Here is a 25959-nt window from a genome sequence, read left to right on the forward strand (position 1 = left end):
GCAGGCTAGTGCGCACCACCGACACCGTCGTCAGGCCAGCGGTGACCGCACCGTGCCGCTGACGAGATCCTTGACGTACAGGTCGCGGATGCGGTTGGTGTCGGCCGACACCAGCGCCTGCGACGTGGTCACCACGACCTCGTCGGCCGTGATCGCGGTGAGCCGCCCGTACTCGGACGCCGCGACGGAGCCGATCGGCCCCGCGGTGGCCCGCCCGTCGGCGTCGCTGGTCACCAGCACCAGGGGCCCGGCGACCCCGCCGTCGAGGTCGCGGCGGTAGTGGTCGGTGTGGCCGTTGGTGTCGCCGGGGAGCTGTCCCGACGCGGTCGAGAAGAAGGCGTAGCGCCCGCTCGGATCCAGCTCGACCCGGTGCTCCCACACCGTCTGCTGGCCGTTGCCGAGGGCCAGCACGGCGCCGGTGGCGGTGTCCATCCGGTAGGCCAGCCCGGTGCTGCCGGTGGTCCCCGGGTTGGCGGTGGTGATCCGGGCGGCGGTCACGAGGGCCACGTACCGCCCGTCGTCGCTGATCGCGATGTCGCCGGCGTCCCGGTAGACGGCGAACGGGGTGGCCCGGCCGGCCGGTCCCACGGAGGAGACGAGGAGGAGTTCGCCGGCGCCGGCGCCGGACAGGGTCTTGCGGTACAGCAGCACGGTGCCGGTGCTCGACGTGACGGGGAAGAGCGCGAACCGGCCGTCAGGTGTGAGCGCGAGCGCCGGCCCCGTGGCGGCGCCGCCGACGTTGCCGCCCGCCGTCGTGGTCGAGACCCGCGTCACCGCACCTGTGGTGAGGTTCTTCGCGAAGAGGTCGACGACGCCGTTGGTGTCGCCGGGCACCAGGTCCGCGCGGGCCGAGTAGAACAGCGCGAGCGCGCCGTCGGCGGACAGTGCGACCGGTGCGCTGGTGGCGTACACCGATCCTCCGGTGTGCAGCACCGCCCCGGCGGTCGAGGCGTGCGCGCCGCCACCGGAGGGCACGCTGACCAGGCTCCACGTCCGGGTGGCGGTGGAGAACCGGTAGACGTCGGTCTGCCCGTTGGTGTCGCCCGCGAGGAGCGCCGCCGTGGTGGCCAGCGCCACCGTGCCGCCGTCGGCGCTGATCACCGGCGCGCTGGTGTTGGTCGGGTCGGTCGCGCCGGTCGCGCCCGCCGGCAGCGGAGCGATGCGCATCGCCGTCCCGGCGGTCCGGTCCACCAGGTACAGCTCGTAGGCGGTGTTGGTGTCGCCCGGCTCGAGCCGCGCACGGGTCCCGACGACGACGAAGCGGCCGTCCTCGCTCACCGCGAGCCCGCCGCTCTCCCCCGCGCCCAGGGTCGGCACGGGCGGGGAGGCCGGGACCACCGTCACGACCGACGACGGCCCGGAGACGTGCCCCCGGCGTCCACCGCGGCGACCGTGAACCGGTACGTCGTGCCGTTGACCAGGTCGGGCACCGCGGCCCGGGTGGCCGGCGCCGCCACGGTGGCGACGATGCGGCCGTCCTCGGCCAGGACCCGGTAGCCCACGACGTCGGTGTCGGACGGCGCGGTCCAGGAGAGCACCGCGCGGCGGTCACCGGGGACGGCGGTGACGTCGGTCGGCGCGTCGGGGGCCATGTCGCGGGGGGTTGCCGAGGCAACCGCCGAGGGGGCCGACCGGTTGCCGTGGGTGTCGACGGCGACCAGCGTGTACGCGTACGCGACGTCGTTGGTCAGCCCGGTGTCGAGGTACGTGCGGGTGGGAACGGTGGCGATCTCCACGCCGTCGCGCAGCACCCGGTAGTCGGCCAGGTCGGCCTCGCCGTTCGCCGCCCACGCCAGGGACACCTCGTTCTCGCCGGCGACGGCGACCAGACCGGTCGGGGCGGCCGGCGGTGTGAGGTCGGTCGGAGTGGCGGACACCGGTGCGGAGGCGGCCGACCGGTTGCCCACGTCGTCGACGGCGACGAGCGAGTAGGAGTAGGTGACGTCGTTGGTCAGGCCGGTGTCGACGTAGCTCCGAGTGGTGACCGTCGCGATCTCCACCCCGTCGCGGAGCACCCGGTAGGTCGCGAAGTCGGCCTCGTTGTTCCTCGCCCACGACAGCGTCACCCGCTCGTCCCCGCGGGTGGCGGTCAGCCCGGTCGGCACCGCCGGCGGTGTGAAGTCTGCCGCAGTCGAGACCGGCGCCGACGCGGCCGACCGGTTCCCGTGCGTGTCGACGGCGACGAGCGCGTACGTCCGCGCGGCGCCGGTCACCTGGTTGTCGGTGTAGCTCGTGCCGGTCACCGTGGCGATCTCCACGCCGTCGCGGAACACCCGGTAGCTCGCGAGGTCCGGTTCGCCGTTCGCCGTCCAGGAGACGACCGTCCGGCCACTGACCTTCACGGCGCTCAGACCCGTGGGGGCGGCCGGCGCGGTGAGGTCGGTCGGCGTGGCCGGGACGGGGGACGACGGCGCCGAGCGGTTGCCGCTCCTGTCGACGGCCACCAGCGCGTACGAGTAGGTGACGTCGTTGACCAGTGGCAGATCGGTGAAGCTCGTACCGGCGGTGGAGACGATCTCGACGCCGTCCCGGAGCACGCGGTACGTGGCCAGATCGGGCTCGCCGTTCGCCGTCCAGGTCAGGAAGACCTGGCCGTCACCGCGGGTGGCGACCAGACCGGCGGGGCTCGCCGGAGCGCTGACGTCGACCGGCGTGGCCGCAACGGCGGAGGTGGACGGCGACCGGTTGCCGTGCGTGTCGACCGCGACCACCGAGTAGCCGTACGTCGTCCCGTTGGTCACCCCGGTGTCGGCGTAGCCGGGCGTGCTCACGGTCGCGACGTCGGCGCCGTCCCGGAGCACGACGTAACCGGCGAGGTCCGGCTCCGTGTTGGCCGCCCAGGAGAGGGTCACCTGCCCGTCCGCGGGCGTCGCGGTCAGGCCGGTCGGCATGGCGGGCGCACCGAGGTCGGTCGGCGTCGCGTAGGCCGGGGACGACGAGATCGAGTGGTTGCCGTGGTTGTCGATCGCGGCCAGCGTATACCGGTACTCGACGTCGTTGGTCAGGCCGGTGTCGGTGTAGGACGTCGCGCCGGTCACGATCGCGACCTCCACGCCGTCGCGCAGGAGCCGGTAACCGGCGAGGTCGGGCTCGCCGTTGGCGTCCCAGCCGAGGACGACCTGCCCGTCGCCGCGGACGGCCACCAGCCCGGTGGGCGCGGCCGGGGGCGTGAGGTCGGTCGGCGTGACCGACACCGGGGCCGTCGGCGCCGAACGATTGCCGTGGGTGTCGACGGCGACGAGTGCGTAGGAGTAGGTCGTGTCGTTGGTCAGGCCGAGATCGAGGTGGTCGGTGTCGGTGACCGTGGCGACCTCGACGCCGTCGCGGAGCACGAGGTAGTGGGCGAGGTCCGGTTCGGCGTTGGGGTCCCAGGCCAGGCCGGCGCTGCCGTCGCCCCGGCCGACCATGATCCCGGTCGGCGTCGCCGGCGGCGTCAGGTCGGTGGGCGTGGCCGAGGCCGCCGGCGTCGAGGACGCCGACCAGTTGTCCGACGTGTCGTGCGTCTGCACGGCGTAGCCGTAGGTGACGTCGTTGACCACGGTCGTGTCTGTGTACGAGGTTGTCGCCGCGCCGAGCCGTCCGGTGATCGGCACGCCGTCGCGCAGCACCCGGTAGCCGTCGGCGTCGTAGTCGGTGGCGTTGAGCACCCAGCTCAGGTCCACCTTGCCGTCGCCGCGCACCGCCGTGACGCCGGCGGGCGCCGCCGGGGGGACCGCGTCGCGCGGCGTCCCCGTGACGGGGACGCTCGCCGTCGTCCCCTCGGTCGGCAGGCCGAGGAACGACGATCGGGTGATGACCGTGACCACGTACGAGCGGCCGTTGACCAGCCCGGCCAGCGTCACCGACGTGCCCGTGGGACTGGCCACCAGGACACCGTCCAGACGCACCCGGTAACCGGTGACCGTCTCGCCGGCCGGCGCGGTCCACGAGACGTGCAGCGCCCGGTCGGCGCTCGCGGCGACGACGTCCGTGGGCGGTGCCGGGTCGGTCGCGCTGGCGGTCCGCAGCGCGGGGGTGGCGAGGGGCGCGTGGCCGGAGACGGCGACCGTGCCGGCCACGACCAGCAGTGCCAGGGCGCGCGGCAGCCAGCTCCGTCGCCGGGCTCGTCCGCCCTGGTCCGATCGCTGCACGGGTGCCTCCCTCGGCCGCACCCGGCATCGGCAGGAAAGAGCCCACCCTTGAGCCGGGCCCTGCCCAGGAGGGTCAGGGGACGGCGGAGTCGACCTCGGACAGCTCGGAGGGACGGCGGCGCACGTCGCTGCGCCGCGTGGCGAGCACGCACCCCACCAGCACCAGCGGCAGACCGATCGCGATGCCGAGCGTGAACGGCTCGTCGAGCAGCGCCACACCCAGGAGGACGGCGACGGCCGGGTTCACGAAGGTGATCACCAGCGCCCGCTGCGGGCCCACCTCCCGGATCAGCGCGAAGAACAGCGCCAGGGCCAGCGCCGTGCAGAGCGCACCCAGCCCGACCAGGGAGAACAGCGCCGGTGGCGACGCGTCGACGGCCTGGCCCAGCTGCGGCACCGCGAACGGCGCGTAGACGACCGCCGTGACCAACAGGGCGATCGAGCTGGCGGCCGCACCGGGCACGTCGGGCAGCGCCCGGGTGACCACCAGCGGCCCGGTGGCGTAGCCGACGACGGTGAGCGCCACGGCGAGGAGCGGCAGCAGGTGCGCGCCGCCGACGTCCAGGCCGAGCAGCGCGACGATGCCGACCACTCCGATGGCCATGCCGAGCAGCCGGACCGGGGTGAGCCGGTCCTCCTCCCCCGCCAGCCGGCCGGCCAGCGCGGCGACGAAGGGCACCGTGGCCACGAGCAGGCCGGTGAGGGAGCTCGACAGCGTCTGCTCGGCGTAGGACAGCAGCAGCCACGGCCCCGCCATCTCGAGCACGGTGAACAGCAGCAGCGCCTTCCAGTGGCGCAGCGCCGGGCGCACCTGGCCGCGCGCGATCGTCCAGGGCAGCAGCAGCGCGGCGCCGACCACGCACCGCGCGAAGACCACCATCACCGGCGAGACCTCGTCGACGGCCACCTTGATCAGCAGGTAGGGCACGCCCCAGATGACCGACATCGCCAGGAACAGCCCCCAGCCCCGCCGGCTCACCGCCCGTACCTCATGTCCCCGTCGCCCCTCAGCACCCGCACATCCTGGCCGACGGCCCTCAGGGGGCGGTGACCGCCAGCAGCAGGAGGGCCGCCAGCCCGGGGAGGACGAGCAGCTTTCCCCTCGCTCCCCATCGCATCGGCCGGACCAGGGCGGGCGAGCGCCGGGCGAGGTAGGCGAGCGCGGCGACGTCCTCCACGACGTCGGCGAGGGCACCGGCCGCGAGGACGCCGCACGCGAGCGCCGTCGGCCATCCGCCGGCACCGTCAGCGGCCAGGGAGACGCCGAGCCCCGAATAGGCGGGCACGAGGACGACGAGGTCCAGGACCAGGAACCGCCGGGCGCGGGCCACCGCGGCGGCCGGCCAGCCGTCGACGAGACGTGCCGGGTCACGGGCAGCGGTGAGCTGCCGCGCCTCCCTGCCCCGCGAGAGGACCGCGAAGGCGCCGACCACGAGCGCCAGGAGCACCCACGAGCGCTCGCTCATCCCCGGCGCCTCCCCGCGTCGACACGCCGTACCCGGTCACCGGCGCGACGCGAAACGTAGACGACGCGGGTTCGCGGTCCCTAGGCTCCGCCTCCCTCGACGAGGCCGGAGTCCCCATGCGCGCAGCCGCCGACGGTCCCTACCTGCCGATCATCTACCTGCGTGGCTTCACCTACGGGCAGGGTGGGACGGAAGCCACCGTCGACGACCCGTTCTACGGCTTCAACAAGGGGTCGACGCACGTCCGGCAGGACGAGACGGGCCAGCCGGCCTTCTACGTCTTCGAGAGCCCGGTCCTGCGCCTGCTCAGCGACCACGGGTACCGCGACAGCTACATCGCCGGCGTCCAGGCCGGCCTCGACGCCAAGGGCGAACGGGAACTCGAGAAGGAGCAGGACCGGCTCGACGCCGGCCGCTCGCTGCGGGGAGCCCCGCCCGGGCCCGAGGACTTCACGCGCCAGCCGGCGACCTACCCGACCCAGCGGCTCTTCCGGGCCGGGGCGGACGAGGGAGTGGGGCTCCGGTCGCTGTGGGTCTACCGCTACTACGACCAGGCCTCGAAGACCTTCCCGGACACCCCCGGACGGCGCCAGGAGATCGAGGAGTCGGCCCTCGGACTCAGCGACCTCATCGAGCACGTGAAGGAACGCACCGGGGCGCCACGGGTCAACCTGGTCGCCCACTCCACCGGAGGCCTGGTCATCCGCTGCCTGATCCAGCGGACCTACCCGAACCTGGGCCGCACGGCCGTCGACCACGTCGACAAGGTGTTCACCTACGCCACGCCGCACGGTGGCATCGAGTTCGACGTCCCCGGCGGCGGGGTCATCGAGTGGTTGCGCGACCGGGCGGGAGCGCTGTTCAAGCAGACCAACATCGACGACTTCGGCCCCCGGCGGCTCTGGGAGATCACCCACGACCGCAAGACGCTGGGCCGCCAGCCGAAACCGCCGCGCAACTGGGACTCCCGCGAGCTGACCGGCTTCCCGCCCGAGCGCTTCTTCTCCATGGTCGGCACCAACCCCGGCGACTACGACAACCGGCTGTCGGCGAACGCGGTGGGCGCGCACAGCGACGGGCTGGTGCAGATCGAGAACGCCTACGTGCGGGGTGCGCCGCGGGCCTACGCGCACCGGTCGCACTCCGGCCGCTACGGGATCGTCAACTCCGAGGAGGGCTACCAGAACCTGGAGCGCTTCTTCTTCGGGGACCTCCGGGTGCACCTGGAGCTCGACCGGCTGGACAAGATCCGGGAGGACCTGGCCAGGCGCGCCGAGAAGGGCGACGCGGACGGCCACTTCCACCACCTGGACGCCACGGTGGCCGTGCGGGGGCTGCCGGCTCTCATGCACAACCAGCAGATCCAGCACCACTCGGCGATCCCGATCGAGTACCGCAAGCTCCGGGACAAGGAGCCCATCCCGCTGTTCACGGTGTTCCTGCTGTCCGGCAACCGGCCGGCCGGCAAGGACTCCTGCCTCTACACGCTGCGGCTGCGGGTGCAGCCGGTCCACCTGCGGGACGGCGTCCAGCGGTTCGACGAGCACATCGAGCAGGCCGGCACGTGGGAGGGGCTGCTGGACGTCGAGACGATCAAGGCCGACGGCCGGTGGCGCATCGGCTGGCAGTGGCGCTGGCAGGAGGGCGAACGCGGGGAGGCGACGCCGCGCGGATCCGACGCGGTCATCGAGGTGCCGTTCCCGAAGTCGGCGCGCGAGGAGCTGGGCCCGCGTGCGCTGCTGCGCCTGCGCGCCTCGCGGTGGAACGACTGGAACGCCTAGGGCAGTCTCCGGTCAGCCGCGCTCGGCGAGCTCGGCCAGCCGCTGCAGCGAGCGGCGCAGCCCCCAGACGACCAGCGGCCGGGAGAGGAACCAGCCGACGACGCCCAGGTAGCCGTAGGGCAGGTACCAGGTCTCGATGCAGACCACCGTCGCGCCCCCGTGACGGGGCCGGACCTCGAACGTGCCGGGACCGCGCACGATCCGGCCGGTGTGCTGCACCTCGACCAGGGTCGGCGGCTCCCACCGGGTGATGATCATCGTGTCGAGGACGCCGAGCCGTCGTCCCCCGGGCAGGGGCAGCCCCGTGCGCGCGGCCAGCCGCCCGTGCAGCCGCTGCGCCGGGTCACCCACCGTCCGGACGTCGGTGGCCAGCATCCAGTCGCCCTGCCGCTCCCAGTCGGTGAGCAGCGCCCACACGCGCTCCGGGGGCGCGTCGACCTCGATCTGCTCCACCAGCTCAGGCACGCGGCAGCTCCTCGTCGTCGACCGGGGGGACCGTCGGTTGCTCCTTCGGCCGGGCTGCGGGTGGCGGATGCAGGCGCGCCCGCAGCTCGGCGATCTCGGCGTCCCGCTCGTCCAGGGCCAGCGCGAACTGTTCCAGCAGCCAGTCCACCTCGGTCATCCGGTAGCCCCGCAGGACGACGGAGATCCGCAGCGCGCGCACGTCGTCGGAGGTCACCGGCGGCCCTCGGGCAGTTCCACCGGCGAGCGGTCGAGATCGGCCGGCGGCTGGGTCTCGCCGCGGCCCAGCAGCACCGACGCGCCGAGGAACAGCAGCCCGCCGACGACGAGGACGCCGCCGACGAACAGCAGGAACGAGAGCATCAGGCCTCGAGCGGGCCCTGTTCGACGGGCACGTGCTGCATGCCACCGCCGCCGTCGCCGGCCCGCCGGGCGGCGTCGGCCGCCTGGATCACCTTCAGCACCTCGCCCACGTCGTCGGTGACGGTGATGAGGTCGAGGTCGGCGGCGTTGATGGTGCCGGTTCCGGCCAGCGTGGTCCGGATCCAGCTCAGCAGGCCCGACCAGTAGTCGGAGCCGAAGAGGATCACCGGGAACCGGGTGACCTTGCGGGTCTGCACCAGCGTGAGCGCCTCGAACAGCTCGTCGAGCGTGCCGAAGCCCCCCGGCAGGATCACGAACGCCTGCGCGTACTTGACGAACATCGTCTTGCGCACGAAGAAGTAGCGGAACGCGATGCCGACGTCGACCCACTCGTTGAGGTCCTGCTCGAACGGCAGCTCGATGCCCAGGCCGACCGACAGGCCGCCGGCCTCCGAGGCGCCCCGGTTCGCCGCCTCCATCGCGCCCGGCCCGCCCCCGGTGATCACCGCGTAGCCCGACTGCGCCAGGGCGGCACCGATCGCCACGCCGGCGGCGTAGTGCGGGTGGTCGCGCGGGGTGCGGGCGCTGCCGAAGACGCTCACCGCTCGCGGCAGCTCCGCGAGCAGACCGAAGCCCTCGACGAACTCCGACTGGATGCGCAGGACGCGCCACGGGTCGGTGTGCACCCAGTCGCTCGGGCCGCGCCGGTCCAGCAGCCGCTGGTCGGTGGTCGACCCCTCGGGCTGGGCGTTGGGCTCGCCGCCGCGCAGGACCACCGGCCCGCGGTGCCGGGTGGGACGCGGACGGCGCTCGGGCTGCTCTGGGCTGGGGGGCAGGGTCATGCGGAGCTCCCGGAGAGGTAGGCGATCAGGGCGTCCTCGGCCGGCTGCAACCGCTCGACGAGCACGTGTTCCTCGCGGGTGTGCGCGAGCTGCGGGTCTCCCGGGCCGTAGTTGACCGCGGGGATCCCGAAGGCGGCGAAGCGGGCGACGTCGGTCCAGCCGAGCTTCGCGCGGGCGGGCCGGCCGACGGCGGTGACGAACGCGGCGGCGGCCGGTTCGGACAGCCCCGGCAGGGCCCCGCCCGCGTTGTCGGTGACGGTCAGGGTGGCGCCGTCGGCCAGCGCCTCGGCGAACACCTCGCGGACGTGCGCCTCCGCGTCGTCCTCGTCGCGGTCGGGCGCGTAGCGGAAGTTCACCGTCACCCGGCACGCGTCGGGGATGACGTTGCCGGCGACGCCGCCGTCCACGAGCACCGCGTTGAGGCCCTCGCGGTACGTGCAGCCGTCGATCTCCACCTCCCGGGCGGAGTAGGCGGCCAGCGTCGCGAGGATGCCCGCCGCCTGGTGGATCGCGTTGACGCCGAGCCAGCTGCGCGCGCTGTGCGCCCGCCGTCCCTTGGTCTCGAGCTCGGCGCGCAGGGTGCCCTGGCAGCCGGCCTCGATCTCGCCGTCGGTCGGCTCGAGCAGGACGGCGAGGTCGCCGTAGAGCCAGCCGCGCTGCTCGCGGGCCACCCGGCCGAGCCCGTTCTTCGCGTGCTCGACCTCCTCGTTGTCGTAGAAGACGAACGTGAGGTCGTGCGCCGCTCGGCGCCGGGGACGCCGAAGCGGGCCGCCAGGCGCAGCATGACCGCGTCGCCGGCCTTCATGTCACTGGTGCCGCATCCGTACAGCCGCTGTACCCCGTCGACCTCCTGCAGGTCAGACGGCAGGTTGTCGGCGATCGGCACGGTGTCGAGGTGCCCGGCGAGGACGACGCGGGTCGGCCGGTCCAGATTGGTCCGGGCCAGCACGGCGTTGCCCACGCGTTCGACCTCGAGGCCGCCGAGACGGCGGAGGGCGGCCTCGACCGCGTCGGCCAGGGGGCCCTCGTCGCCCGACACCGACGGGGCGTCGACCAGGGCACGGGTGAGCGCGAGGACGTCGGCGGACAGGTCGAGCGGCGGCAGGTCACCCACGGGTCCCGAGCCTACGGGGGCACCGGCCCCACCGGCCCGACCCGGCACGGGGCCGGTCGGTAGCGTCGTCGCCGTGACTGACGCCGCCCCCCGCTCCGCCGTCGCCGCCGGTCTGGCCACCCTCGCCACCTCCGGCGCGGTCCTCGACACGTGGTACCCCGAGCCCCGGCTCGGTGCGCCCGACGGCGCGAAACCCGGCACGGCCCGGCTCGGGGCGCTGGAGCTCTCCGGCGAGCTCGGACCGGACTACGGCGGCCTGGTCCGGCGGGACGAGGCCCGCGGCGTCGAGGTGATCGCCGTCCGCACGGTCATCCCCGACCTCTCCCAGCCACCCGTCGACACCCACGACGTCTGGCTGCGGCTGCACCTGCTCTCGCACCGGCTGATCCCGCCGCACGGGGCGAACATGACCGGTGTCTTCGGTCTGCTCACGAACGTGGCCTGGACCAGCGCCGGCCCGGTCGAGGCGGCGTCCTTCAACGCCCACCGGCTGCGCGCCGCGGTGGGCCAGGTGACCGTCCACGGCGTCGACAAGTTCCCGCGGATGGTCGACTACGTCATCCCCTCCGGCGTGCGCATCGCCGACGGCGACCGGGTGCGGCTGGGCGCCCACCTGGCCGAGGGGACGACGGTCATGCACGAGGGCTTCGTCAACTACAACGCCGGCACGCTCGGGCCGTCGATGGTCGAGGGCCGGATCTCCGCCGGCGTGGTCGTCGGCCCCGACAGCGACATCGGCGGCAGCGCGTCGATCATGGGCACGCTGTCCGGCGGCGGCACCGAGGTGATCTCCATCGGCAGCGGCTGCCTGCTCGGCGCCAACTCCGGCATCGGCATCTCCCTCGGCGACGGCTGCGTCGTCGAGGCCGGGTGCTACGTGACCGCCGGCTCGCGGATCACCCTGCCCGACGGTTCGGTGGTCAAGGCCAAGGAACTCTCCGGTCGCGACGGGCTGCTGTTCCGGCGCAACAGCGTCACCGGAGCCCTGGAGGCGCTCCCCCGCGCCGGCACCTGGGGCGAGCTCAACGCCGAGCTGCACGCGAACTGACCCAGCTTTCGGTACAGAAAGCGCGGCCGGCGGCCGCCGCTTTCTGTACCGAAAGCCGCTCAGGTCAGGTTGGCCGGCGCCTCCGCGGGGACGTCGAGGTGCTCGAGCAGCGCCACGACGAACTCCTGCGGGCGCTCGACGTGCGGTGAGTGGCCGACGCCGGGCAGCACGACCTCCCGGTAGGCGCCGCCGGTCGCGGCGTACCGGTCGAGCACCGTGCGCGTCTGGGTGACCATCGGCTGGGGCGGGAAGGCCTCGGCCCCCGGCCACCCCGGGACGGCGCCGATCGAGCCGAGGTAGGCGAGGTCGAACACCGAGGTGTCCGAGACGATCTGGTCGGCCTCCCCCGGATCCACAGGATCGGCGGCTTCGGTGCCAGGTCGACGATCCCGGACGCGTCGAAGACGGTCGGCGCCATCGTGTTGAGCACGCCGCGCTCGCCCGGGGCGACGCCGGGCCATGCCTCGACCACCACCGCCTCGCCGGGGTAGTGGTCCTCGCCGGTCCGGGTGCTGTTCATCGCGGCGACGAAGACGTCCTCCAGGTCCGGGTCGATGGGCAGCGACCCCGGCGCGACGTAGAACGAGCGCAGGACGTTCCGGGGGCTCGTCGGGCTCGCGTCGCCGGTGTCGCCCGCCGCGAGAGCCGCCACGAAGTCCGGATTGGCCGCGCCGGCGCCGGAGCCGGTGCCGTCGGGATGCACCCGTGCCCCGTCGGCCCCCGCCGTGCCACCGAAGCCGAACGGCGAGACCGGTGCCACCAGCGCGACCGAGGCCACCCGCTCCGGGCGGTCCACCAGGTGCTGCAGCACCACGCCCGCGCCCATGCTCCAGCCGACCAGGTGCACCCGGTCCAGCCCGAGAGCGGTCACCAGCGCGTCGAGGTCGTCGGCCCAGTCACGGACGCCGCGGGTGGCGTCGACCGGCAGCGGATCGGTGTCCCCGTAGCCGCGCAGGTCGACGGCGAGGACGCGATGCCGTCCGGTCGATCCCAGCGCCAGCATCGGCTGCTGCCAGAACAGCGCACAGCTCACGTTGCCGTGCACGAACAACACCGCCTCCCCCGGTCCGCGGGGGTCGACTCCCTCGAGGTGCAGGACGTTCTGGGTGAGCCGGTCGGTGGGCAGCCGGGTGGCGGTGATGCCGGGCAGCAGGTGGTCGGTCATGCGCAGCTCCTCGGGCCGGGGGAGGCACACGCTAGCGACCGAGGTGCCTCGCCGGTGTGACCGCGGGCACCGGGGAACTGACAGGATCGCGACCTACAGTTCCGGTGATGACCGCGCCGCGCACCGCCGTGCACGCCTCCGGCGCCCGGCGGCGGACCACGGCGGTGCGGACCGTCCGGCGGCGCCGGGCGCCTGGCAGCTCGGCCGTTCGGCGGCCTCGCGTGGCACGGACCAGACGCCCGACGCGCGGGCGCCCGACGCGGCGCGGCCCGGCGCACGCCCTGCAGCGGTGGTGGCCCGCGCTCCTGGTCGTCGCGGCTGTCCTCGTCGGCCTCGCCTGGGACGCCGACCGTGCAGCCCCGCCGCCGGAGGTCTGCCGGTTGCCGGGCTCGGGTGTGGAGGTGACCGACGAGCAGATCGGCAACGCCGACGTCATCGCGCGCGTCGGCCGGGAACGCGGGCTGCCCGAGCGGGCCGTCGTGATCGCCGTGGCCACCGCCCAGCAGGAGTCGCGGTTGCGCAACCTCGACTACGGCGACCGCGACTCGCTGGGACTCTTCCAGCAGCGCCCGTCGCAGGGCTGGGGAACCGAAGCCCAGGTCCAGGACCCGGTGTACGCGGCAGGCAAGTTCTACGACGGGTTGGTGCGGGTCCCGGGATGGGATACGCGCCGCTTGACCGAGGTGGCCCAGGACGTGCAGTTGAGCGGCTTTCCCGAGGCGTACCAGCAGTGGGAGGTGATGGCCGTGGAGCTCGCCGGCATGCTGAGGACCGGTGGGGTCGACGGCGTCACCTGCGCGTGAGTCCCGACCGACCGGCTCACCGGGGGCGGCCGCAGCGCAGGTCGGCCGGTGGGGGCTGGTCGACCAGCCGGCTCCACTCGCCGGGGGTCAGGTCGCGGCCGGCCGTCCGGCACGCGATGTCGACCCAGTCCTCGGGTTCGGTCACGTAGTGCCGCAGCCAGCCGCTGGCCGTCGGGTCGGAGATGTCCGGGGAAGCCACGAACATGCGGTCCCCGTCGGGTGACAGGGCGATGCCCGGCCGCAACCCGTACGTGACCGGCGCAGGGCTCCCCACCGTGCCCAGGACGGCGCCCGCGGCGGTGTCGACCAGCACGATCGTTCCGTCCTCGCGCAGCCGGGCCGCCACCTCGGCCTGGCTCGAGGCGACCAGCGCCACCGCGTCCCCGGGGCTGCCCGGCACGACCGCTGTCACGTCGTGGCCGGATTCGTCGCGGATCTCGAGCGACCCGTCGGCGGTGGCGATCAGCAGATGGTCGCGTGTGAAGGTCACACCCCACGCATCCCCCGTGGGCAGGACGTCGACGACGCCTTCCTCGACGTCCACCAGCCAGGCTTCGAAGGTCCCGCTCTCGGACGACAGGTTCCAGACGATCGTCGCGACCCGGGAGACGTCCGCGTCGAACACGAGTGGCCCCGCCTGGTGATACCTCTCTCCGGCTCGTTCCAGGGCGGAGTCGAACGCGGCCCGCGCGCGGACGATCGCGGTGTCCGCGGCGTCGTCCGGCTCCGCGACGGAGGCGCGCAGCACGATCTCGGCCTCGCCCGGGGCGGTGGGGGCCTGCACTACGTCGCCGTGGCCCGAGGGCGCCTGCACGCGTTGCACGAGCGGGCCGTCCGGTCCACCCTCGCGGACGTCGATGGACACCGAGGGCGGCACGGTCAAGAACAGCCGGGAGCCGTCGTCCGACCACCGGATGATCTCGAACGGGCCCGGGCTGTCGGGAAAGGAGAGGAACCGGAAGGACTGCGCGGCCCCGTCGTCGTCCACTCCGGCGCCGTGAACGGCGAGAACCTGGTTGTGGGAGTCGCTGACGGCCACCCGCTGCCCGTCCGGACTGACGATCACGGTGGGTCCGGCGCAGCCGTTGCACTCACCGGGTGCCCAGGTCGGCACCTGCCCGCCCATCCGGCTCATCTGGGTGAGGTCCCACAGGGCGATCGCACTCCCGGAGACGGAGAGAAGGGTCTGCCCGCCCTCGCCCACGAACATCAGCCGGTCCACCGAGGCGTTCCCGGTCAGCACGTCGACCTGCTCCGCGGCCGCTGCCGCGGGGGCCGTGCGCAGCACGTGGATCGAACCGGTCTCCGCGACCGCGACGAACTCACCTTCTGCGGAGACGGCCAGAGCCTCCGGGTTGCGGCCGGGACCGACGGCGACCAGGTCGGGGCGGTCGTATTCGGCGGGCCGGGACACGTCGTAGACCGGGATCTCGGCGGCGGCGTTGGTCCAGGTGTAGAACCGGCCGTCAGGTGACACGCCGGCTCCGTAGAAGTGGACGCCGGGAAGGGGGGCCTCCGACGTCGCGACCGTCGCCAGCGTGGACGTCTGGATCAGGTGCCAGATGCCGCGGTCCACGTCGACGGCGGTGATCCGGTCCTCGTCGGAGAAGACGAGCTCGTCCGCCAGCACGGCGAGCGTCGTCTCGGCGGAGGTGCGCGTCCCCAGGTCGACGACGGTCAGCGTCGAACCGGGCGTGTCGGCGGGACCACCGTCGACGCGGGCCGTGTTGACCGCGAGCTGTCGGCCGTCGGGCGAGACCGCCACGACCTGCGGCCCGCCGTCCGCGGCAGGTGGCGGAAGCGGCAGACGCACCTCCTCGCCGTCGGCCCACACCGTGACGCCCCCGTCGACGGACGCGGCGATCCACGATCCGTCGTCGCTGACCGAGACGGAGACGACCGCACCGTCCAGCCCGGCCGAGCCGGCGGGCCTCACTGGCGCCTGTCGTTTCCCATAGGAGGACCTCCCCGTCCTCGGTTCCCGCAACCAGCACGGTGCCGTCGCGAGAAGCGCCGAGCGCCGACACGGCGGCGCCGGCCTGCAGATAACGCACGAGGCGGGGACTTGCCGCGACGACCGACATCAGCGCCCGCCGGGTCTCGGGATTGGGGTCGCGGCGGTATCCCTCCACGGCCAGCAGCTGAGCCACGTCCAGCCGGTCGCCGATGCCCGCGACCGCGGTCGCCGCCAGCTGCCGGGCCGTGGCCACCGTCTCCTGCTGGCGCGCCACCCGCTGCTGGAGGACCGCGATCCCAGCGCCCACCACGGCGAGAACGAGGAGGACGGACAGTCCGATCGTGGTGCGTCCCCTCAGCCACCGGTCCCGGACGATGCTCCTGGTCAGGAACTCGCCTGCGGCCGTGCTCAGCGCCACGCGCTCGGAGAGCAGTGTGCGCCGTCGGAACGGCCACGGTTTCCACGGCAGCCGGACGGACGCCCGCGGTCCGCCGCCCTCGACTGCGCCCGCCCCTGGCTCGGGTTCGAGGTGGACCCCGGTGTCGGCCACCGCGGCCGCCAGCTGGCCGCGTTCCCACAGCTTCCGGGGTGGCCTGCCATCCACGAGCCACTCCTCGGCCGCCAGCTCGACCCCGCGTCGAGCCCGGAGGGCCACCGAGGCGCCGTCGATCGCATCGCGCAGCGGCGGCCACGCCGACAGGAAGGCCTCGTGCGCGACTCCGACGACCACTCGGTCGGCCTCGCGGTCGGTGACGAGCAGGCGCCTGGCGATGAACGCGTCGAAGGCAGCGGCGACGGCCGGCGGCAGCTCGTCCCGCGGCACCCGGGAGCGCGTCCGCCGTCCGCGTTCGTCCACGGTGACCAGCCGGAGCAGTTCCGTGACGACCTGCTCGGCGGGGAGACCACCGGAGGAGACCGCTGTCTCCAGGGCGGCATCGGCCTGCCGGACCAGGGCCCCCTGCACGCCGCCGAGCTGCTCGTAGCGGCCGGCGAGCAGGCGACCGCCTCGTGGGATCCCCTCGGCCAGCTCGGCCAGCGTGTAGGCGAGCAACGGGAGCGCGTCCCCGGAGTCCGTGTCGGCCACCAGCCGGTCCACCAGGGCGTCGTCCACCTCGATGCCCGCCAGCCGAGCCGGCTTCTCCACGACCGCCCGCAGCGCGTCGCGGCGCAGCGGCGCGATCGTGTGGAGCCGCTTGGGCAGAGCCGCCAGGGCCTCGTCGGTCAGCAGCGGCTCCAGGAACTCCGGTCGCATGGTGGCGACCAGCTGCACCGGCCCCGACAGCGCCGGGCACACGGTCTCGGCGAAGCGGGCCCGCGCGTCCGGTGTCGAGCGGGTGACGATCTCCTCGAACTGGTCGACCACGACGAGCAGGCGACGCCGCCGGTGACCGGGGACCGACAGCAGCAGGTCGTCGACCACCTCTCCGAGCCCCCCGTTGCGGACCCGTTCGCGGAGTGCGGCGGGCGAGTCACCGGAGCCGAGCAGCCGGGCCGCGGCCGCGAGCTCCCGCACCAGGGCCGACAGGGGATCGGCGCCCGGTAGGAAGGGGGACAACGTCCACCAGTCGGGCTCCCGTGCCATGACCGGGAGGAGCCCCGCTCGTGCCAGGGAGGACTTGCCCGAACCCGACGGGCCCAGCACGAGGAGAGCGGCGCCGTCCGCCTGCTCGGCCGGAGACCTGAGCAGCGCGGCCAGTTCCTCGGTCTCGCGCTCGCGGCCGAAGAACACCCGGTGCTGGTCGGTCTCGAACGGGCGCAGGCCCGGGAAGGGCGAGCGGTCGTCCGGCCATCCGCCGCCCCCGGCCGCGTCCACGCGGACCAGTACCTCGGTGAGTGCCGCCCGTCCCCGCTCCCCGTCGCCGGCCACGTCGACGTGGTGGACCGATTGCAGCAGCGGGTGGGTCACGCCGGGCTCGGCCCGCAACGGAAGCAAGCGGGTTCCCCGCGAGCGGGCGAAGACCAGTTCGGCCGTGCACCACACCGAGCTGATGTATGCCGACGTGAGGATGCACACCACGGCGTCGGCCCAGCGCAGCCGCTCGAACAGCCGCTGTTCCCACTCCTCGCCGAGGACGATGCCGTCGCCCAGGTCGCGGTCGAGGAAGACCTCGTGTCCGCCGGCTCGCAACCAGCCGTGCACCACGGTCGCGAAGTCGGTATCGGCGCCGGCGTGACTGACGAACACCCTCGCCACATCGCCCCCTCAGGGCTCTCCCGAAGGGCCCCTCGGACCAGACTGTTCACCGACAGCGACACCGTCAACACCCGCCCGCAGCACCGGAATCTGCCTGTTACCTCCGCCGGGTGATATCGCTCAGGTCCGACATGCCCGCCGCCGACGACCTCGGCATGACGACCGCGCCGAAGCACGACCTCCCCACCGCACCGTGCGACGATGCCGCGGTCGCCGACGTGACGACCCTGCTGCCCTCGCGCGACGCTCTGCTCGAGCGTCTCGGCGAGCGGCTGACCGTGACCGTCCGCACCTCGGCCACCCTCGTGATCATCGGGCTGCTGCGCCGCGACGAGGGCTGGCCGACGGCGCAGAGCACGCTGGCCGCGGTGACCGGACTGCTGGCCCGGTCGCTGCGCGGCGACGACTACCTCGCCAAGTCCGGGCCCGGGGAGTTCGCCGTCCTGATGTCCGGTCCGGCGGACGCGGCCGAGCCGGCCGCCACGCGGCTGAGCGCCGCGATCTCCGACCTCGGCATCGAGGGGTTGACGGCCGCCGCCGGCATCGCGCAGCTGGCTCCCGAGCTCTCGGCCGAGGAGGTGCTGCGCCGCGGGCTGGTCAGCCTCACCGCCGCCCGGCGGGCGGGCGCCGGCACGGTGATCCGCTACCGCGAGCCGTACTGAGTCACGGCGCGAGGCGCTCCACCGCGGCGTCGATCCGCTCGTCGGACGCGGTGAGCGCCAGCCGCACGTGCCGCCCCCCGGCGGGACCGTAGAAGACGCCGGGCGCGGCGACGATGCCGAGACCGGCGAGGAAGTCGATGGTCGACCAGCAGTCCTCGTCTCGGGTGGCCCACAGGTAGAGCCCCGCCTCGGAGTGGTCGATCCGGAGCCCGGCGGCCCGGACGGCGGCGGCGAGCCGCTCCCGCCGCGCCCGGTACCGCGCGCGCTGGGCGTCGACGTGGGCGTCGTCCTCCAGGGCGGCCACCATGGCGGCCTGCACCGGCGTCGGCACCAGGAGCCCGAGATGCCGGCGCACCTCCCATGCGCGCCGGACCAGCGCCGGATCGCCCGAGAGCAGACCGCCGCGGTAACCGGCGGCGGTCGACTGCTTGGACAGCGAGTGCACGGCCAGCAGGCCCGCGTGGTCGGCACCCGCGATCGCGGGGTGCAGGATCGACCGCGGCTCGACGTCCCAGCCGAGCGTCACGTAGCACTCGTCGGCGACCACGGGCACGCCGTGCGCCCGGCCCCAGGCGACCCACCCCCGCAGCTGGTCGTCGGTCAGCACCCGCCCGTGCGGGTTGCCGGGCGAGTTCAGCCAGACCAGGACCACACCTGCGGCATCGGCCGGCGGCGTGTCCGTGCGCCGCACGGCCAGCCCGGCCAGCACCGCGCCGACCTCGTAGGTGGGGTAGGCGACCTCGGGCACGACGACGGTGCCGGTCCCCGTGAGCCCGAGCAGGGTCGGGAGCAGCGCGACGAGCTCCTTGGAGCCGACCGTGGGGATGACCGACGGGTCAGCGCCGAGCGGGTCGGCCACCGCGACGCCGAGCCGGCGCCGCAGCCACCCGGCAGCCGCCGTCCGCAGGGCCGGCGTGCCCAGGGCGGTGGGATAGCCGGGCGCGTTCCCGGCGGCGGCCAGGGCGTCGGACAGCACCGTCGGTGTGTCGTCGACCGGGGTGCCGATCGACAGGTCGACCACGCCGCCCGGGTGCCCGGCGGCGCGCGCCCGGGCACCGGTGAGCGCGTCCCAGGGGAAGTCGGGCAGCGAACGGGCCGCGCCCGGGACCGTCTCCGTCAGTGGCCCTTTCAGTGACCTTCGCCCTGCGGGGGAAGCGCGGCGACCAGCGGGTGGTCCTTGTTGATCTTCCCCGTCTTCGCCGCACCCCCCGGGCTGCCGAGGTCGGAGAAGAACTCCACGTTGGCGTTGTAGAAGTCCTTCCACTTGTCCGGGACGTCGTCCTCGTAGTAGATGGCCTCCACCGGGCAGACCGGCTCGCAGGCGCCGCAGTCCACGCACTCGTCGGGGTGGATGTAGAGCATCCGCTCGCCCTCGTAGATGCAGTCCACCGGACACTCGTCGATGCACGCCTTGTCGAGGACGTCGACGCAGGCCTGGGTGATCACGTAGGTCACGGTGGTTCCCTCCCGGGGACGCGTGTAGCAGTAACCGCTGGCCAGGCCAGGGTGGGTCCTGAGGCCACAGTATGACGCCCCGGTGCGCGCGCGGGCGCGACGGGTGGCCCGCGACGGGCCGACGTCCCCCGGACGGGGTGACCCGGAAGCGGCATCTCAAGCTTCGCGGGCGTCTGCCGATCCTGGTTGCGTGCACGGAGCGAGGAACACGCGGGCGACGTCGGCGTCCCCCTTCGACGCACAGGCGGCCATGGAGGGCCTGCTCCAGCGTCTGCGCGCCTCCTCCGGCGCCACCCGGCTCTCGGTGTGGGTGCTCGAGGCCACGACGCAGACGATGGTCCCGTTCCGCCAGGCGGTAGCCACCTCCGGGCGGCCACCCGTCGAGCACCCCCGCCTGCGCACGCCGGTCGCGCTGAGCCGGTCGCCCTTCTTCGCCCGCGTCGTCCGGGACCGGGCGCCGGCCGTGGCGCACTCGACCGGGCGCCGGGCAGCCGACCGCGAGATCGAGGATGTCGGCATCCGCTCGGCCCACGGCGAGCCGCTGCTCCTGGACGGCGAGGTCATCGGCGTCCTGACCGTCGAGCCGGCCGCGGCGGCCGCACCGCGCCTGCTCCGCAGGGCCACCCGTGAGCTCGCCGCAGCGGTCGACGAGGCGTGGACCCGGCGCTCGGAGAAGCGTCGGACCGCGCAGGCCACCGTCCTGCTGCAGCTGATCGAGTCCGCCTCGCAGGCGCCGTCGACGGACCAGCTCCTGGCGGTCGCCTGCCGGCTGCTGGCCGGGCTCGGCGAGGTGGAGCGCGCCTGCATCTTCCTGGTCGAGGACGGCGCCCTGGTGCCGCGCATGGCCAGCTGCGCCGACGGCCGTCGCGACCCGGCCACCCGGGAGCAGTTCCGCAACGCCCCCGTCGGGCTGCAGCTGGCCGAGACCGTGCTGCGGACCGGCCAGCCGGTGACCGCCGACCGGGACTCGCATCTGCTGTCGGGCTGGTGGGCCGACTCCTTCCACATCGCCTCCGGCCTCGCCGTGCCGCTGGGGCGCAGCCCGCATCTCGCCGGCGTGCTGGCCCTGGGCAGCACCCGGCTGCGACCGTTCTCCGAGGACGTTCGCCGCCTCGCCGCGGCCGCCGGCGCGCACCTCGGCGGCGTCATCGAGCAGGCCCGCACCAGCCAGGCACGCGCGGCCTCGCTGACCACCACCCGCGTGGTCCGCCACAGGCTGGTCGACCGAGGGGCTCGCCCGCGCCGCCGCCTGCTGCCCGCCCGCTGACGCGGCGGCCCGCCCCGGGAGAATCCCCCGCGTGCCCGTGCCGCCGTCCGTCGCCGCCCTCGAACGGCTGGCCGCCCGCAGCTGGCGAGGGCTGGAGGAGGCGCCCTACGGCGACTGGCTGCTGCGCGCCGGCGGCGGGTTCACCGGCCGGGCCAACTCGGTGCTGGTGCTCGGCGACCCGCCCGCCGACCTGCCCGACGCCGTTGACGCCGTGACCCACTGGTACACCCGGCGCGGGCTGCAGCCCCGTGCGCAGGTTCCGGGGCCGGGCAACGAGGAGGCCGACGCCGCCTTCGACGCCGCCGGCTGGGCCCACCACGACGAGGTCCTCGTGCTGACCGCGCCGCTCACCGGCTGGGCGGAGACCGCCGTGCAGGTGTCCCTGGCCCCGACCCCGGACGACGCCTGGCTGGCCGGGTACCGCTACCGCGGCACGCCGCTGCCCCCGGTCGCCGCCGCGGTGCTGGCCAACGCCGACGAGCCGGTGTTCGCCGCCGTCCGCTGCGATCCCGAGCCGGCGCCGCTGGCCGCCGTCGCGCGGGGCGTGCTCGTGGACGGCTGGCTGTGCGTCACCGCCGTGACCGTCGACGAGCGGCACCGACGGCGCGGACTCGCGACCGCCGTCATGGCTGCGCTGGGCGCCTGGGCGCGCGACCGCGACGGGCACTCCTGCCTCCTGCAGGTCGCGCAGGAGAACACCCCGGCCCTGGCGCTCTACGCACGGCTGGGGTTCACCGAGCACCACCGCTACCACTACCGGCTGGGTCCGCAGGCCTGACCCGGGGTCGGGCCGCGCTGCCCAGGATGCGGCCCACCGAGACGGCCGCGGCGAGCACCCCGGTCATCAGGAAGACCAGGCTCAGCGTCCCGAGCGCGCCGGTGCCGAGGAGCACGACATCCCCCTCGGGGCGGCGGGACATGGAACTGACCGCGACGACCAGCCAGACGACCACGGGGAGCACGGCGACCAGTCGCGAGCCCGACAGCCGGTGCAGCAGGGCCGGCAGCAGCAGGTTGCCCACGACGGCGGCCAGGACGGACACGGGCACGAGCACGCCGCCGATGCGGAGGGGGAGCCAGAAGACCTGCACCAGGACCAGCCACCCGCCGACCACGACGGCGACGACCGCCCAGCCGAGCCGGTCCAGCAGCTGCAGCGGAGTCATCCGCCCAGACCCGCGAACAGGTCGTCCTCCCACCCCTGCGGACCGTTCCCGGCCGGGCCGCGCTCGCCGCGGACCAGGCGGTAGTACTCCGTGCCCAGCACCTCCATGCCCAGGTTGTTCGACAGCGCGAAGAACGGGCCGTCGACCTGGATCTGCGTGGGATGCGCGCGCATCGCGGCGTCCTTGCGGTCGACGAACGCGCGGCCGTCGACGGCGGCCGTCACCTGGTCGTCGGGCACCCCGAACGGGATCTCGTCCGCGCTGACCGCCCCCTCGAAGAACGAGTCCGCGCCGACGGCCGCCAGCGCGTCGATGCCCTGCTGGAGCACCGACCTGGGCACGCAGCACCAGTACACCTTGGCCACCGACCAGGCCTGCCCCAGGTCTGGCCGGTACGCAGGGTCCGCCGCCGCCTCGACGGCACGCATCGCGACGCGGTGGGCCTGGATGTGGTCGGGGTGGCCGTAGCCACCGTTCTCGTCGTAGGTGACCACCACCTGCGGGCGCACCTCGCGGACGACGTCGACCGCGTGGGCCACCGCCTCGTCGAGGTCGGCGTTCCAGAAGGCCCGAGGGTGCTCGTTGGCGGGGGTGCCCATCATCCCGGAGTCCCGGAAGCGCCCCGGCCCCCCGAGGAACCGGACGTCGCGGACCCCCAGCGCCTCCATCGCCGACCGCAGCTCCCAGATGCGGTAACCGCCGAGCTGGTCGGCCTGATCGGCAGCCAGCTGGGCGAGCTCGGGGACCAGCACCTCCCCCTCCTCGCCGAGGGTGCAGGTGAGCAGGGTGACGCCGACGCCCTCGGCGACGTACTTGGCCATGGTGGCGCCGTTGTTGATGGTCTCGTCGTCCGGGTGCGCGTGGACGAGGAGGAGGCGTCGGTCGGAGGAGGTCACGGGAGCGATCTTCCCTGGTCGCCCCGGCTGAGGCCCGAAGGGTCCCGCGCCGGACGGCTCCCGGCAGCGTGCGGTCCGGTGCACCGCCACATGCACAGAAGCGGGGGCCGACCCTTCCGGGCCGACCCCCGCTCCGGGGTGGTGCTCAGATCACTCGGTGAAGCCGATGTCCTGGTACCGGGCCGAGGCGAACCCGAAGGCTCCGAAGTTCGCCAGGTTGTCGACCGTGGCCCAGATGTCGGGCCGCTGGTAGAGGGTCAGCGAGTGGACGATGTCCCAGATCTGGGCGTCGATCTCGTTGGCCATCTCACGGGCCCGCTCGGGGTCGAGCTCCGACTTGACCTCGTTGAACCCGGCGTCGATCTCCGGCGTCCCGACCCGGGCGAAGTTCTGCTGGATGTTGTCGCCCTGCGGCATCGCGTAGATCGAGGACGACGAGCTGATCGGGAACGGCGTGCCGATCCAGGAGAAGACCGTCATGTCGTAGTCGCCGATGAGGATGTAGTTCTCGAAGAACTGGCCCACGTCGACCGTCTCGATCTGGACGTCGGCACCGACCTCGGCCAGCATGCTCTGGACCAGCTGCGCCTCCTGGGCGCTCGTGGCCACACCGGACGGGATCACGAACCGCACGGACAGCTCCTGGCCGTCCTTGGTCCGCGTGCCCTCGTCGCCCTCGCGGGTCCAGCCGGCCTCTTCGAGCTCGGCGTTGGCCGCCTCGACGTCGGGCTCCGAGAGCTCGCCGGCGTTGTCCTGGTAGCCCTCCTGGTTCCGCATGAAGATGTGGTTGTCGAGCTTGGTGGCGTCGCCACCCAGCGGGCCGATCATGGCGTCGGTGATGGTCTGCCGGTCGATGGCCTTGGCCAGCGCCTTGCGGACCGCGACGTCGGAGAGCACCGGCGAAGTGCCGTTGATGGTGATGTGCCGGAAGTTCGGCCCACCCGCACGACGGATCTCGATGCCGTCGGTGCCCTCGGCGCGCTGCAGCTTGTTGACGTCGGCAGCGATCTCGATGAAGTCGACCTCACCGTTGACCAGCGAGTCGATCTGGGCGTCGAGGTCGATGACCCGGTAGATGATCCGGTCCAGGATCGCCGGGTCGCCCCACCAGTCCGGGTTGCGCTCGAGCGTGATCGTCTGCGCGGTCGCGTCGATGCTCGCCAGCTGGAACGGACCCGCGGTCACCTGCGGCTGCTCGACCCAGCCGGTGTTGAACACCTCGGGGTCGCTGTTGGTCGACGCCGGGTACAGCGGGCTGTACAGGCTCTGCCAGTCGGCGAAGGGGGTCGCGAAGGTGACGACGGCCTGCTTCTCGCTGTCGCCCTCCTCCACCGACTCGATCTGGTCGTACCCGGTCGTCGACGAGATGTTGTACGCCGGGTTGGTGCCGTTGAGCGCCTGCCACTGGGCGATGAGGTCCTGCGCGGTGATCGGCGTCCCGTCCGACCAGGTCGCGTCCTCGTTGATGTCGTAGGTGACCGTCTGCGGGTCCTCGGAGGTCAGCTCGATGTTGGTGAAGTAGTCCTCGTTGACCACCGGGTTGGCGTCGGCCTCGAAGTGGAAGGCCGAGGGCATGAGCGCCTCGATGACGTCGGCGTTGTCCTGGAGGGTGCCGTCGAACTGGTGATAGTTGAAGTTCGGCGGGATCTCACCCAGCGGCCAGCGCAGGTCACCACCCTCGGCGAGCTCATCGCGGTCGACCGCGTTGATCTGGTTCTCGGAGGCGGAGGCGGCTTCGCCGCTCCCGCCGCCGTTGCCACCGGAGTCGGAGTCCCCGCCGCCACAGCCGGCCAGCACGAGGGCGGCGGCAGTGGCAGCGGCGACTGCACTGAGTGGACGAAGTCTCAAGAGGTGCTCCATGGTCGGTGCCGGCGTCCCAGCCGGGCTGGAACGGACGGCCGATTCTCGGACGTCCGGAGGGTAAGCACGTGTCCGCGTCGAACGGATCACGTCGCCATAACGATCACCGCTGGATCCGACGGGGCAGCGCTCCCTTTATCGGCGTCAGACGCTGGGAACTTGACCACCCGCGACCTGACCGCTCAGGTGGGGACGACGTGCCGCTCGCGCGCCCAGTGGCACGCCGCCTCCTGCTCTCCGCCGGCTTCGTGGCGCTCCAGGGGCGGGTCCACCTCGATGCACAGCCGCTGCTGCTCCTCGGGCAGCTCGGCGAACAGTGGACAGCGCAGGCGGAACCGGCACCCGGACGGCAGGTTCGCGGGGTCGGGCAGGTCGCCGCGCACCAGGATGCGCGACCGCTTCCGCTCGGCCACGGGATCGGGGATCGGCACGGCCGACAGCAGCGCCTGCGTGTAGGGATGCGTGGGTCGCTCGAAGACGTCGGCCCCGCTCCCCACCTCGACCAGCCGACCCAGGTACATCACCGCCACGCGGTCGGCGATGTGCCGCACCACCGAGAGGTCGTGCGCCACGAAGAGGTAGGACAGGCCGAGGCGGACCTTGAGGTCCTCGAGCAGGTTGAGCACGCCGGCCTGGATGGAGACGTCGAGGGCGGAGACCGGCTCGTCGAGCACCAGCAGCTTCGGCTCGAGCGCCAGCGCCCGGGCGATGCCGATGCGCTGCCGCTGACCGCCCGAGAAGTCGGCCGGGTACCGGTTGGCGTGCTCGGGGCTGAGCCCCACCAGGGACAGCAGCTCCCGCACGCGCTCCTGGCGCCGCTCGGCCGGGACGCGGAAGGCGCGCATCGGCTCCTCGATGATGTCGCCGACCGGCAGCCGCGGGTCCAGGGACGCCAGCGGGTCCTGGAAGACGACCTGCACGTCGCGTCGCAGCTGCTTGCGGCCGCTGCGGTCCAGCCCTCCGACGTCGGTGCCGAGCAGCGTCACGGTGCCCTGCTCCGGGCGCGTCATCTCGAGGATCTGCATGATCGTGGTCGTCTTGCCGCAGCCGGACTCGCCGACGAGCCCGAGCGCCTCGCCCTCGCGGATGTCGAAGCTGATCCCGTCGACGGCCGTGATGGTGCCGATCTTGCGGCGCAGCACGACACCCTTCGTGATCGGGTAGCGCTTGGCGAGGTCGCGCACCTCCAGGACCGCGGCCCGCTGGTCGCGGGGGAGCTCCTCGCGCGCCGTCGCGATGGCGGGGGCGGGAAGACCGGCACGCCGTCGATGAGGCCGTGCTCGATCTCCTCGCTGCGGTGGCACGCGGCACGGCGCGCCCCGTCGGCG

23 protein-coding genes and 2 pseudogenes are annotated in these 25959 nt (G+C 73.6%); 7 read left to right on the forward strand and 18 right to left on the reverse strand.

The window, feature by feature from the left end:
* Positions 1–30 precede the first annotated feature (30 nt).
* The 4 genes from MVA48_RS10965 to MVA48_RS10980 form a co-directional block, all read right to left on the reverse strand.
* Positions 31–1344: a TolB family protein gene (locus MVA48_RS10965; RefSeq protein ID WP_246988761.1), complete on the reverse strand. Its 1314-nt coding sequence runs from the start codon at positions 1342–1344 to the stop codon at positions 31–33.
* The gene (locus MVA48_RS10970) at positions 1341–4130 is read right to left on the reverse strand and encodes a fibronectin type III domain-containing protein (RefSeq protein ID WP_246988762.1); all 2790 of its coding nucleotides are present in this window, start codon (positions 4128–4130) and stop codon (positions 1341–1343) included. The genes MVA48_RS10965 and MVA48_RS10970 overlap by 4 nt, the downstream gene beginning before the upstream one ends.
* Before the next feature lie 73 nt (positions 4131–4203).
* Positions 4204–5109: a DMT family transporter gene (locus MVA48_RS10975; RefSeq protein ID WP_246988763.1), complete on the reverse strand. Its 906-nt coding sequence runs from the start codon at positions 5107–5109 to the stop codon at positions 4204–4206.
* 58 nt (positions 5110–5167) lie between these two features.
* Positions 5168–5596 (reverse strand): hypothetical protein, encoded by a 429-nt coding sequence (locus tag MVA48_RS10980; protein ID WP_246988764.1) that lies wholly within the window; start codon positions 5594–5596, stop codon positions 5168–5170.
* A gap of 116 nt (positions 5597–5712) precedes the next feature.
* Between MVA48_RS10980 and MVA48_RS10985 the strand changes: the two genes are divergently transcribed.
* Positions 5713–7377: an esterase/lipase family protein gene (locus MVA48_RS10985; RefSeq protein WP_246988765.1), complete on the forward strand. Its 1665-nt coding sequence runs from the start codon at positions 5713–5715 to the stop codon at positions 7375–7377.
* 12 nt (positions 7378–7389) lie between these two features.
* Here MVA48_RS10985 and MVA48_RS10990 read toward each other — a convergent pair whose 3' ends face one another.
* The 6 genes and pseudogenes from MVA48_RS10990 to MVA48_RS24150 all read right to left on the reverse strand — a co-directional run.
* Positions 7390–7842, reverse strand: a complete 453-nt coding sequence (locus tag MVA48_RS10990) for an SRPBCC family protein (RefSeq protein WP_246988766.1) — start codon at positions 7840–7842, stop codon at positions 7390–7392.
* Entirely contained in the window at positions 7835–8056 is a 222-nt protein-coding gene (locus MVA48_RS10995) for a DivIVA domain-containing protein (RefSeq protein WP_246988767.1), read from the reverse strand. The genes MVA48_RS10990 and MVA48_RS10995 overlap by 8 nt, the downstream gene beginning before the upstream one ends.
* On the reverse strand, positions 8053–8202 hold the full coding sequence (locus MVA48_RS11000) for a hypothetical protein (RefSeq protein ID WP_246988768.1): 150 nt from the start codon (positions 8200–8202) through the stop codon (positions 8053–8055). Before MVA48_RS11000 ends, MVA48_RS10995 begins: the two co-directional genes overlap by 4 nt.
* Entirely contained in the window at positions 8202–9044 is an 843-nt protein-coding gene (locus MVA48_RS11005; RefSeq protein WP_246988769.1) for a TIGR00730 family Rossman fold protein, read from the reverse strand. The genes MVA48_RS11000 and MVA48_RS11005 overlap by 1 nt, the downstream gene beginning before the upstream one ends.
* Positions 9041–9733: pseudogene (dapE, locus tag MVA48_RS11010) on the reverse strand (succinyl-diaminopimelate desuccinylase); the annotation flags it as partial. The gene MVA48_RS11005 and the pseudogene dapE, both read right to left, overlap by 4 nt.
* 131 nt (positions 9734–9864) lie before the next feature.
* Positions 9865–10005, reverse strand: a pseudogene (locus MVA48_RS24150) (succinyl-diaminopimelate desuccinylase); the annotation flags it as partial.
* On the opposite strand from MVA48_RS24150, the gene MVA48_RS11020 reads away from it, so the two are divergent.
* Positions 9940–10221 (forward strand): hypothetical protein, encoded by a 282-nt coding sequence (locus MVA48_RS11020; protein ID WP_246989397.1) that lies wholly within the window; start codon positions 9940–9942, stop codon positions 10219–10221. The pseudogene MVA48_RS24150 and the gene MVA48_RS11020 overlap by 66 nt on opposite strands.
* 10 nt (positions 10222–10231) lie before the next feature.
* On the forward strand, positions 10232–11206 hold the full coding sequence (dapD, locus tag MVA48_RS11025; RefSeq protein ID WP_246988770.1) for a 2,3,4,5-tetrahydropyridine-2,6-dicarboxylate N-succinyltransferase: 975 nt from the start codon (positions 10232–10234) through the stop codon (positions 11204–11206).
* A gap of 64 nt (positions 11207–11270) precedes the next feature.
* Here the strand turns inward: dapD and MVA48_RS11030 are convergent, their stop codons facing one another.
* Complete coding sequence (locus MVA48_RS11030; protein ID WP_246988771.1) at positions 11271–12371, reverse strand: alpha/beta fold hydrolase; 1101 nt, start codon at positions 12369–12371, stop codon at positions 11271–11273.
* A 107-nt stretch (positions 12372–12478) separates the two neighbouring features.
* Here MVA48_RS11030 and MVA48_RS23430 point away from each other — a divergent pair, with 107 nt between their 5' ends.
* Positions 12479–13174: a hypothetical protein gene (locus MVA48_RS23430; protein WP_256461148.1), complete on the forward strand. Its 696-nt coding sequence runs from the start codon at positions 12479–12481 to the stop codon at positions 13172–13174.
* A 1466-nt stretch (positions 13175–14640) separates the two neighbouring features.
* On the opposite strand, the gene MVA48_RS11040 is transcribed toward MVA48_RS23430, so the two are convergent.
* Entirely contained in the window at positions 14641–17316 is a 2676-nt protein-coding gene (locus MVA48_RS11040) for a toll/interleukin-1 receptor domain-containing protein (protein WP_246988772.1), read from the reverse strand.
* Positions 17317–17456: 140 nt separating this feature from the next.
* Here MVA48_RS11040 and MVA48_RS11045 point away from each other — a divergent pair, with 140 nt between their 5' ends.
* The gene (locus tag MVA48_RS11045) at positions 17457–17987 is read left to right on the forward strand and encodes a GGDEF domain-containing protein (protein ID WP_246988773.1); all 531 of its coding nucleotides are present in this window, start codon (positions 17457–17459) and stop codon (positions 17985–17987) included.
* Position 17988: 1 nt separating this feature from the next.
* Here the strand turns inward: MVA48_RS11045 and dapC are convergent, their stop codons facing one another.
* Together dapC and fdxA are read right to left on the reverse strand one after the other, a co-directional pair.
* A complete protein-coding gene (dapC, locus tag MVA48_RS11050; protein ID WP_371821240.1) occupies positions 17989–19119 on the reverse strand; it encodes a succinyldiaminopimelate transaminase in 1131 nt (376 codons plus the stop codon).
* A complete protein-coding gene (gene fdxA / locus MVA48_RS11055) occupies positions 19116–19442 on the reverse strand; it encodes a ferredoxin (RefSeq protein ID WP_135157879.1) in 327 nt (108 codons plus the stop codon). Before fdxA ends, dapC begins: the two co-directional genes overlap by 4 nt.
* 190 nt (positions 19443–19632) lie before the next feature.
* Here fdxA and MVA48_RS11060 point away from each other — a divergent pair, with 190 nt between their 5' ends.
* Both MVA48_RS11060 and MVA48_RS11065 read left to right on the forward strand, forming a co-directional pair.
* Positions 19633–20709, forward strand: coding sequence for a GAF domain-containing protein (locus tag MVA48_RS11060; RefSeq protein ID WP_246988774.1), 1077 nt, complete (start codon positions 19633–19635; stop codon positions 20707–20709).
* A 31-nt stretch (positions 20710–20740) separates the two neighbouring features.
* Entirely contained in the window at positions 20741–21487 is a 747-nt protein-coding gene (locus tag MVA48_RS11065; RefSeq protein ID WP_246988775.1) for a GNAT family N-acetyltransferase, read from the forward strand.
* Here MVA48_RS11065 and MVA48_RS11070 read toward each other — a convergent pair.
* The 4 genes from MVA48_RS11070 to MVA48_RS11085 form a co-directional block, all read right to left on the reverse strand.
* On the reverse strand, positions 21441–21875 hold the full coding sequence (locus MVA48_RS11070; RefSeq protein ID WP_246988776.1) for a hypothetical protein: 435 nt from the start codon (positions 21873–21875) through the stop codon (positions 21441–21443). The two genes, MVA48_RS11065 and MVA48_RS11070, sit on opposite strands and share 47 nt — an antisense overlap.
* Positions 21872–22771: an N-acetyl-1-D-myo-inositol-2-amino-2-deoxy-alpha-D-glucopyranoside deacetylase gene (mshB, locus tag MVA48_RS11075; protein WP_246988777.1), complete on the reverse strand. Its 900-nt coding sequence runs from the start codon at positions 22769–22771 to the stop codon at positions 21872–21874. Before mshB ends, MVA48_RS11070 begins: the two co-directional genes overlap by 4 nt.
* Before the next feature lie 150 nt (positions 22772–22921).
* Complete coding sequence (locus MVA48_RS11080; RefSeq protein WP_246988778.1) at positions 22922–24619, reverse strand: ABC transporter family substrate-binding protein; 1698 nt, start codon at positions 24617–24619, stop codon at positions 22922–22924.
* 194 nt (positions 24620–24813) lie between these two features.
* A complete protein-coding gene (locus MVA48_RS11085) occupies positions 24814–25815 on the reverse strand; it encodes an ABC transporter ATP-binding protein (RefSeq protein WP_246988779.1) in 1002 nt (333 codons plus the stop codon).
* Positions 25816–25959 lie beyond the last annotated feature (144 nt).

Source organism: Blastococcus sp. PRF04-17, assembly GCF_023016265.1.
GTDB lineage: Bacteria > Actinomycetota > Actinomycetes > Mycobacteriales > Geodermatophilaceae > Blastococcus_B.

What these genes read in the sequence shown, in the direction of transcription:
- MVA48_RS10980 (WP_246988764.1), bottom strand. Translation starts at nt 5,596, where the DNA reads ATGAGCGAGCGCTCGTGGGTGCTCCTGGCGCTCGTGGTCGGCGCCTTC.
- MVA48_RS11000 (WP_246988768.1), bottom strand. Translation starts at nt 8,202, where the DNA reads ATGCTCTCGTTCCTGCTGTTCGTCGGCGGCGTCCTCGTCGTCGGCGGG.
- MVA48_RS11070 (WP_246988776.1), bottom strand. Translation starts at nt 21,875, where the DNA reads ATGACTCCGCTGCAGCTGCTGGACCGGCTCGGCTGGGCGGTCGTCGCC.
- MVA48_RS10985 (WP_246988765.1), top strand. Translation starts at nt 5,713, where the DNA reads ATGCGCGCAGCCGCCGACGGTCCCTACCTGCCGATCATCTACCTGCGT.
- MVA48_RS11030 (WP_246988771.1), bottom strand. Translation starts at nt 12,371, where the DNA reads ATGACCGACCACCTGCTGCCCGGCATCACCGCCACCCGGCTGCCCACC.
- MVA48_RS11005 (WP_246988769.1), bottom strand. Translation starts at nt 9,044, where the DNA reads ATGACCCTGCCCCCCAGCCCAGAGCAGCCCGAGCGCCGTCCGCGTCCC.
- MVA48_RS11045 (WP_246988773.1), top strand. Translation starts at nt 17,457, where the DNA reads ATGCCCGCCGCCGACGACCTCGGCATGACGACCGCGCCGAAGCACGAC.
- MVA48_RS23430 (WP_256461148.1), top strand. Translation starts at nt 12,479, where the DNA reads ATGACCGCGCCGCGCACCGCCGTGCACGCCTCCGGCGCCCGGCGGCGG.